8 protein-coding genes and 2 tRNA genes are annotated in these 7,624 nt (G+C 64.4%); 5 read left to right on the top strand and 5 right to left on the bottom strand.

From position 1 onward, the window contains the following. The first annotated feature begins 199 nt into the window (after positions 1–199). Entirely contained in the window at positions 200–532 is a 333-nt protein-coding gene (locus NP3_RS46565) for a helix-turn-helix domain-containing protein (protein WP_084508364.1), read from the top strand. On the opposite strand, the gene NP3_RS09030 is transcribed toward NP3_RS46565, so the two are convergent. The 3 genes from NP3_RS09030 to NP3_RS09020 form a co-directional block, all read right to left on the bottom strand. Then, positions 498–570 (bottom strand) — tRNA-Arg (locus NP3_RS09030). The genes NP3_RS46565 and NP3_RS09030 overlap by 35 nt on opposite strands. A gap of 40 nt (positions 571–610) precedes the next feature. Further along, positions 611–700: transfer RNA gene (locus tag NP3_RS09025), tRNA-Ser, on the bottom strand. A gap of 91 nt (positions 701–791) precedes the next feature. Beyond that, positions 792–1,532 carry a dienelactone hydrolase family protein gene (locus NP3_RS09020; protein ID WP_063039650.1) on the bottom strand — a complete coding sequence of 247 codons (741 nt, stop codon included), beginning with the start codon at positions 1,530–1,532 and terminating at the stop codon, positions 792–794. A 96-nt stretch (positions 1,533–1,628) separates the two neighbouring features. On the opposite strand from NP3_RS09020, the gene hisC reads away from it, so the two are divergent. Beyond that, complete coding sequence (gene hisC / locus NP3_RS09015) at positions 1,629–2,711, top strand: histidinol-phosphate transaminase (protein WP_063039632.1); 1,083 nt, start codon at positions 1,629–1,631, stop codon at positions 2,709–2,711. Here the strand turns inward: hisC and NP3_RS09010 are convergent. Both NP3_RS09010 and nicT read right to left on the bottom strand, forming a co-directional pair. Further along, complete coding sequence (locus NP3_RS09010) at positions 2,708–3,772, bottom strand: alpha/beta hydrolase (protein ID WP_063039648.1); 1,065 nt, start codon at positions 3,770–3,772, stop codon at positions 2,708–2,710. The two genes, hisC and NP3_RS09010, sit on opposite strands and share 4 nt — an antisense overlap. An 85-nt stretch (positions 3,773–3,857) precedes the next feature. Then, a complete protein-coding gene (gene nicT, locus NP3_RS09005; protein WP_218024829.1) occupies positions 3,858–4,964 on the bottom strand; it encodes a Nickel transporter NicT in 1,107 nt (368 codons plus the stop codon). A gap of 468 nt (positions 4,965–5,432) precedes the next feature. Here nicT and NP3_RS09000 point away from each other — a divergent pair, with 468 nt between their 5' ends. Genes NP3_RS09000 through NP3_RS08990 form a run of 3 tightly spaced genes read left to right on the top strand, consistent with a single transcriptional unit; the run spans position 5,433 to position 7,496 of the window. After that, positions 5,433–6,506: a nitric oxide synthase oxygenase gene (locus NP3_RS09000; RefSeq protein ID WP_063039628.1), complete on the top strand. Its 1,074-nt coding sequence runs from the start codon at positions 5,433–5,435 to the stop codon at positions 6,504–6,506. 46 nt (positions 6,507–6,552) lie between these two features. After that, a complete protein-coding gene (locus tag NP3_RS08995) occupies positions 6,553–6,876 on the top strand; it encodes a hypothetical protein (protein ID WP_157124197.1) in 324 nt (107 codons plus the stop codon). A 2-nt stretch (positions 6,877–6,878) separates the two neighbouring features. Continuing rightward, on the top strand, positions 6,879–7,496 hold the full coding sequence (locus tag NP3_RS08990) for a carboxymuconolactone decarboxylase family protein (protein ID WP_063039624.1): 618 nt from the start codon (positions 6,879–6,881) through the stop codon (positions 7,494–7,496). The last annotated feature ends 128 nt before the right edge of the window (positions 7,497–7,624 follow it).

Raw genomic sequence — 7,624 nt, 5'->3', positions numbered from 1 at the left:
TGTCGACCGAGACGCCGAGAACAGCGGCGGCGGCACCAGTAGTTAGCAGGTCCAAGTCTTCATGGGTAAAACCAGTATGCTGGGTTTGCATAGGGACGAGTGCAGCATACTGGGAGTTATCAAGTCAACTGGTCTGTATCCCAAAATGATTACGAATCCCTGATTGCCTGGGTTTGCGTAGGGATGCGATACTTTGCCTATGGCAGTCACCGCGAACCGCGTAGACGGTGCGAAGTTGATCCCTGAATGGGATTTCGCAGACAGAATCAGGAAGGTCCGCACGATCGCGGGCATGGATCAAAAGGCGTTCGCCGAGGCGCTCGACGTCACTGCGGGCTCTTACGCCGGATGGGAGGCGGGCCGATCCAAGCCGCGCGACCCGGTTTCGATCGCCAAGCGGATGGAACTTCTCACGAGCGTCCCGGCGACTTGGGTCCTCGGATTACACGAAGAAACCCCCCGTCCGAACGATCCGAACGAGGGGCCTTCTGATGTTGTGCGCCCGAAGGGATTCGAACCCCTAACCTTCTGATCCGTAGTCAGATGCTCTATCCGTTGAGCTACGGGCGCATGCCTGTGTTCAGTTGTAAAGCCCCGGCGAACCGGGGTGTGGCGGAGGCGAGAGGATTTGAACCTCCGGTCCCCGTGAAGGGACAACTCATTAGCAGTGAGTCCCATTCGGCCGCTCTGGCACGCCTCCTGGAGCCTTCTCTTCGAGGGCACCGGTCCTTTCGAACCGCCGAACAGGAAGGTTACAGTAGCCGACGTCCAGATCGCAAAACGCCAGGTAATCACCGAAGATTGCTGTCGAACCAGTCGAAAATCCGGGTCTGGGAATCGATGAGATCGAAGTCTTCCTCACCGCCGGGTCGGTCGGCTCGGTGGTGCAGCCCCGGATAGGTCACCACGAGGCTGGCGACCGCGGCGCGGGCGGTGGCGTCCCGGAGTTGGTCCACCTGGGTGGGTGGGGTGTCCGGGTCGTCGGCGCCGAAGAGTCCGAGCCAAGGCGCCTGCAGATCGGGGGCCGCGCGGATGAGGGCATCGGCCTCGTCGGTGAGCGGTTCGATGATGCCGGATGCGGCGACACTGACCGCGGCGCCGACGGGGCGATTGGTCGCCACCAGGAAGGCCGCGGTGCCCGCGTGGTCGAAGCCGAGCACGCCGATGCAGTCCGGGAAGACGCCGCGGCGGGTGAGCCAGTCGAAGCAGGCGTCGAAATCGTCGAAGAGCTCGTCGCCGAAAACCTCCTGCGCGGGCTCGCCGTCTATGCGATGGAACAGATTGGGCGCTACCACCGTCCAGCCCTCGGTCGCCAGGGCTTTCATGAGTTCCAGCAATGTCCCGGTGAACTCCCGGGCCTCGTGCAGCACCACGATGCCGCCGCGCGCATTGCCCTCCGGCTCGGCCACGGTGATGGGCACTTGGGCGCTGGCGGTCCGAATCCGATCGTCGGTCGATGGTTGTGGGTCCGAACCGGAAATGATGTCGTCGCGACTACGTAGCGGCGCAATATCGTCGTAAATGCCCGACATGAAACAAGGGTAGGTGGATCTGCTGATCTTCGCGAGAAATTGCATGTGAGCGGCCCTGGCGCCCAGATTTTCCTGGACCCGGCATATGGTTGAACGGTGACAGCGCACATCCGGCCGGACCTCGATTCGATCCCGGCGTACGTCCCCGGCCGCAATCATCCGGGCGCGGTCAAGCTCGCCAGCAACGAGACCACCTTCGGTCCGCTTCCCTCCGCCGCGAAGGCCATCGCCGAGGCCGCGGAATTGGCGAACCGCTACCCGGATAATCAGGTCACCGAGCTGCGCGCGGCCATTGCGGACTTCCTCGGCGTCTCCTCGGCGAACGTCGCGGTCGGCTGCGGCAGCGTCGCGCTGTGCCAGGAGCTGGTGCAGATCACCTGCGACGCACCGACCGACGAGGTGCTGTTCGCCTGGCGATCCTTCGAGGCGTATCCGATCGTCACCCAGGTCGGCAATGCGACCGCCGTGCAGGTGCCGCTCACGCGAGAGCATGTGCACGATCTGGATGCGATGGCCGCCGCGGTGACCGAGCGCACCAAGCTGATCTTCGTCTGCAATCCGAACAACCCGACCGGTACCGCGGTCGGTGAGGCCGAGTTGGTCCGCTTCCTGGACGCGATCCCCGAGCACGTGCTGATCGTGCTCGACGAGGCCTATTTCGAATACATGCGGCTCACCCCCGAGCAGCGTCCGAACGGTGTCGAGTTGGGCCGCAATCGGCCCAATGTCGTTGTGCTGCGGACCTTCTCCAAGGCGTACGGTCTGGCGGGGCTGCGCGCGGGTTATGCGGTCGGCGATCCGGCGGTGATCACCGCGCTGCTGAAGGTGCACATCCCGTTCAGTGTGAACCGGGTCGCGCAGGCGGCCGCGATCGCGTCGCTGGAGGCGCGGCACGAGCTACTCGACCGCACCGGCAATCTCGTCGTCGAACGCGATCGGGTGCGCGACGCACTGCTGGCCGCGGGCTACCAGGTGCCGCCGAGCGAGTCGAACTTCCTGTGGCTGCCGCTGGGCGAGCGGAGCGCCGAATACGGTGAGGTGAGCGCGGAGGCGGGGGTGCTGCTGCGGCCGTACGGCACCGACGGTGTGCGGGTGACCACCGGTGATCCGCACGAGAACGAGCAGTTCCTGCGGTTCGCGACCGATCCGGATGTGTTGGCGCGCTTCGGAATCGGCTAAACGCCCAACGCCCGGGAGATCGTGGGCCACGACAGGCCCAACTCGTCGGCCCAGTACGGCCACGAATGCGTGCCGGTCGCCCGGAAGTTCGCGGTGACCGGAATCCCGAGCGCGGTGAGCCGATCGGCCAGCCTGCGTGTGCACATATTGGTCGCGGCCTCCAGCGGACCGCCGAATCCGATGGTGCTGACCAGATCCGGGTTGTTCGGGGTGTCGTATTTGCCGGGCAGTCCGCTGCCGACCGACAGGTAGATCGCCTTGCCGCGCAACGCTTCCGCGTGCAGCAGAACGTCGTGGTCGAGCCAGGCGGAATCGTGCTGATCGCCGAACATGTTGTCCGGTCCGCCGCGGTAGGTCGCGACCACCGCACGGGCCTGCGCCTGTCCGAGATCGGTGCCCATGGAGAAGCATCCGCTGTGCGCGGCCACCGCCGTGTACAGCTTCGGCTGGCGGAAGGCCAGCATCATCGCGGCCTCGGCGCCCATGGACACGCCCATGACGGCATTGCGTCCGTTGCCGTTGAACTTCGCATCGATCAGCGGCGGCAGTTCCTTCGTCAGGAAGGTTTCCCACATATTGGTGCCGAGCACCGGATCGGAGCGCTGCCAGTCGGTGTAGAAGCTGGCCGGTCCGCCGACCGTCAGCACCACGTTCACGTCTTTGTCTTCGAAGAATTTGTCCGCGTGCCCGAGTTCGGTCCAGTTGTTGCTCTCCGCCTCGGCACTGCGCCCGTCGAGCATGTAGACGGTCGGCCGCGGATGGTTCTGCTCGCGCGGCAGCAGCACCTGCACCTCGACGGCGCGACTCATCGCGGGTGAATTCACCCACACTCGCAGCCACCGGTCGTTGATGGGCACGATCCGATCGATCGAAGCCTGCTCGACACCGGGGACGGTCGGCTCCGCAGGGGAGGGACCATCCGCTGAGCCGGTATTCGGGCGGGGCTGGTCGCCCGGCGCTGCCAGCACCGGGGGTGGACCGAACACCGCCGCACCGGCAATCAGTGCGACGCCGACTATGGCGCTGGAGACCCAACGCCGCACCTCGCGCCGAGACAGCATGGCGCCCATCCTGCCAGAAATGCGAAAGTAGGCGCGCCAGCGATAAACATGCCGGTTGGTATGTGAGATGAGGCACTCGAACTGGTTACTTCGCGGCAAGGTCACCCTGCCAGCGGCGTTCCACTCCGGCGAAGCGCCATATCGCCGCCGCGACCACCCAGGTCGCCACGAACAGACCCGCCACGATGTAGCCGAGATCACCCAGATCCAGATTCCCGATCCACGCGACGATTCCGGATTCGACTTCGAGCCGTTCGGCGAAGATCGACACGATCTCCTGCCCACCGATCATCAGTGCGACCGCCACCGACAGTCCGGTGATCACCAGGTTGTAGTAGATCTTGCGGACCGGTTCGGCGAAGGCCCAGTCGTAGGCGTAGCTCATGAATGAGCCGTCGAGCGAATCGAACAGCGCCATACCCGCCGAAAACAGCACGGGCAGTACGAGAATCGAATACCAAGGCAGCCCCGTCGCGGCCGCGCCGCCCGCGATCACCAGCAGACCGACCTCGGTCACCGTGTCGAAGCCGAGTCCGAACAACAGCCCGACCGGAAACATCTGCCACGGCTTCTCGACCAGCCGCACCACCGGCGCGAGCACCCGGTTCAACAGGCCCCGGCTGTCCAACTCGCGCTCGAGCTGCGCCTCGTCGAACTCGCCCTGCCGCATCCGTCGGAAGACGCGCCAAATGCCGAGTAGCGAAGCCAGATTCAGCAGGCCGATGACGATCAGGAAGGCGCCCGAAATGCTGGTGCCCCACAGCCCGGTCCACCGTTGCAGGCCCGAATCCTGGTTCTCCAGATTCGCCGCCAGTGCCCGCACCCCGAACGCCAGCAGCGCGACCAGGATGAACACCACGCTGGAATGGCCGAGGGCGAACCAGAAACCGACCGTCTGCACCCTGTGCTTGCCGTTCTCCGCCACCAACTTCCGGGTGGTGTTGTCGATCGCGGCAATGTGGTCGGCGTCGAAGGCGTGCCGCATGCCGAGGGTGTATGCGGTGACGCCGAGGCCGACTCCGAAGACCGCGCCCTGCACCATGTGATGTCCCGGCGCCACGAATAGCAGCAGAGTCCCCCAGCCGATGACATGCAGCGCCAGCACGGTCACCGCCATACCGACAACGCTGCGCACGAGCCAATCCTCACTGCTGGATGAACCGTTCGTATAACGATACTGCGAGCGCAACATACAGGTCGGTCGGGTTGAGGTCGATCGGCAAACAGTTGCCAGTGTCCGGCAGATTCCGAACAGGCATTACGTCGAATTCGGGCACACGGCCAGCACACCGGTCTTAGGCTGCTGTGCGGGCGTTTTCAGGCGTCGATTGGGACGAGCATGATCGTGGACAGCAAACGGCAGCAACCAGGTCATGATGTTGCGCGCGCGATCGGCAACCCGACAGCCTGTGCGGCTCCGCTTCCGAAACCGTCTGCCGTATCTCGGTTCCCCGCAACGCGGAGGCTACCGCGCGGACCTCCGGCGTAGCCCGGTGTCAGCTGCGCTCCGCGCGCGAAATTCTCTGCTCGATCAATGCCTGTCTGTTTAGCCGCAGTACCTGATGCCCGACCGGAGAAAACCGTGAATCAAGCGTTGCCCGTCCTGTCGCTCGAAAGCTCCGCTGACACAAAACCTTTCGGCCTCGATCTGAAAAGGCGAATGCGGGAGTGCGATGAGTTCTTCCGATTGCCCGAACTCGCGCATCTATCCACGAATCGCCGCCGAACCGCTTTGGAGCAACTCCAACAAACCGGCAGCTACGTGCAGACCGCCGAGGAGATCCTGATCGGCGCCAAGCTCGCGTGGCGCAACCACGCTCGCTGCGTGGGGCGAAAACACTGGCGATCACTGAAATTGCTCGACGCGCGGCGGGTGCGCTCGGCCCGCGATCTGGCCGAGGTGTGCTGGCAGCACCTGCATATGGCGACCAACGGCGGCGCCATCCAATCAATGATCACCGTCGGACCACCGCGCCAGGCCGACGGCCGCGAATTCCGCATCGTCAGCCCACAACTCATCCGCTACGCCGGTTATCGCAACGGTGACGGCACCGTCACCGGCGATCCGGCCAATATCGCGATCACCGAATTCGCCATGAAGCTCGGCTGGCGCGGCGCGGGCACGCCCTTCGACATCCTGCCGGTGCTCATCAGCACTCCGGACGAGCCGATCCGCTGGTTCGACATCCCGCCCGAACTGGCCCGCGAGGTCGAACTCGAACATCCCGAATTCGATTGGTTCGCGGGACTGGGTCTGAAATGGCATGCGCTGCCTGCGGTTTCGAATATGAATCTGGAGATCGGCGGCATCACCTACCCGTTCGCACCGTTCAACGGTTGGTATATGGGCGCCGAAATCGGCGCACGCAATCTCAGTGACACCACCCGGTACAACATGTTGCCGCTCATTGCCGAAATGATGTGCCTGGATACCAGATACGAGCGTTCACTGTGGCGCGACCAGGCCCTGGTCGAATTGAATCGTGCTGTGCTGTACAGCTTTCGGAAGGCCGGGGTGTATATCGTCGACCATCACACGGTCGCCAAGCAGTTCTGCGACCACGTCGATCGGGAGCAGGCCGCGGGCCGCAAATGCCCGACCGACTGGAGCTGGGTCAATCCGCCGATTTCGTCGGGCGTGACCCCGACCTTCCACCGCTACTACGACGAACCCGAGCCGGATCTGCGCCCGAATTTCGTGCGGCGGGACTTCGGCGGGGAAGGTGAAATCTGATCTTCGTTCGGCAGCGGCAGTGCGGTCGATGGGCAAGAATGGGGCCATGGCACGGCGTTCCATGGGCTCGAAATGGGAAGAATTCGGCGCGCATCTCGAAGGTGCGACGGGACGGCTGCCGGTCGAGGTGCGGCGGTCGATTCGGGCGCGGTCCTCGGGTGCAGAAGGTGCGGCCGGGGTCCCCGATGATCTCGCCGATTTCGCCGAGCTGGTCGCCGAACGTTCGTATCGGCTCACCGAGCAGAACATCACGACGCTGGTCGAGGCGGGACGCAGTGACGACGAGATCTTCGAGGCGGCCGTGGTCGCGGCCTACGGCGCCGCCGACCGACGGCTGCGCGCCGCCCGCCGCTCCTGGGAGGGGCGCTGAAAATGTGGCTCGACGCAGTCGAATCCGGTCAAGAACTTCCGGCCCGAATCATGTTCGCGACCATGCAGCGGTTGGGTCGCACCGAGGTTCCCGCGGTCATGAAGGTCATCTGCTACCGGCACCGCTATTTCGGCACCCCGCTTTCCGACCTCATCCAGGACGTCATGCGCGGTGAATCCTTCTGGACCGTCGCCGAACGCGAAATCTTCGCAACCAGGACCTCCCAGTCCAATGAATGCCCTTTCTGCGACTCCGCCCACCGGGGTATCGCGGGCGCTTATATAGCCTCGGACCTGGTCGACGAAGCCCTGGCCGACGGCGACAACTCGCCCCTGCGCCCCGAAGCTCGCGCCATGCTCGAATTCGTCGGCAAAATGGTCCGCGATCCCGACGGCCTCACCCCGGGCGACGCCGACAAAGTCCGTGCGGCTGGCGTCACCGCCGATGCGTTCGACGAAGCCGTCTGGGTGGCAACCCTTTTCAACGTCATCAACCGCGTAATGAATACCGTGGGCGCCGAGGCGCTCGAAGCCGACGAAGCCCAAATCGGCGCACGCTTCATCAAAGCCTTCGGTTACCGAACCCCGCCGCCCGTCCGCTACCTTTCCCGGGGCGCTTGAGTTCTGCTGCTTGCGGAGGTGTTCTCGGGAAGCGGCGGAGTCGGCCTTCTAGTGCCTGTCCAGATAGGTTGCCGCGCCATCAGGTCCGGCTCGCTCGCCGAGCGCAGTCGAAACGCTGCACGACACGC

The sequence above is a fragment of the Nocardia pseudovaccinii NBRC 100343 genome (assembly GCF_001613225.1).
GTDB classification, from domain to species: domain Bacteria; phylum Actinomycetota; class Actinomycetes; order Mycobacteriales; family Mycobacteriaceae; genus Nocardia; species Nocardia pseudovaccinii.
This window is presented reverse-complemented; position numbering and strand designations above follow the sequence as displayed.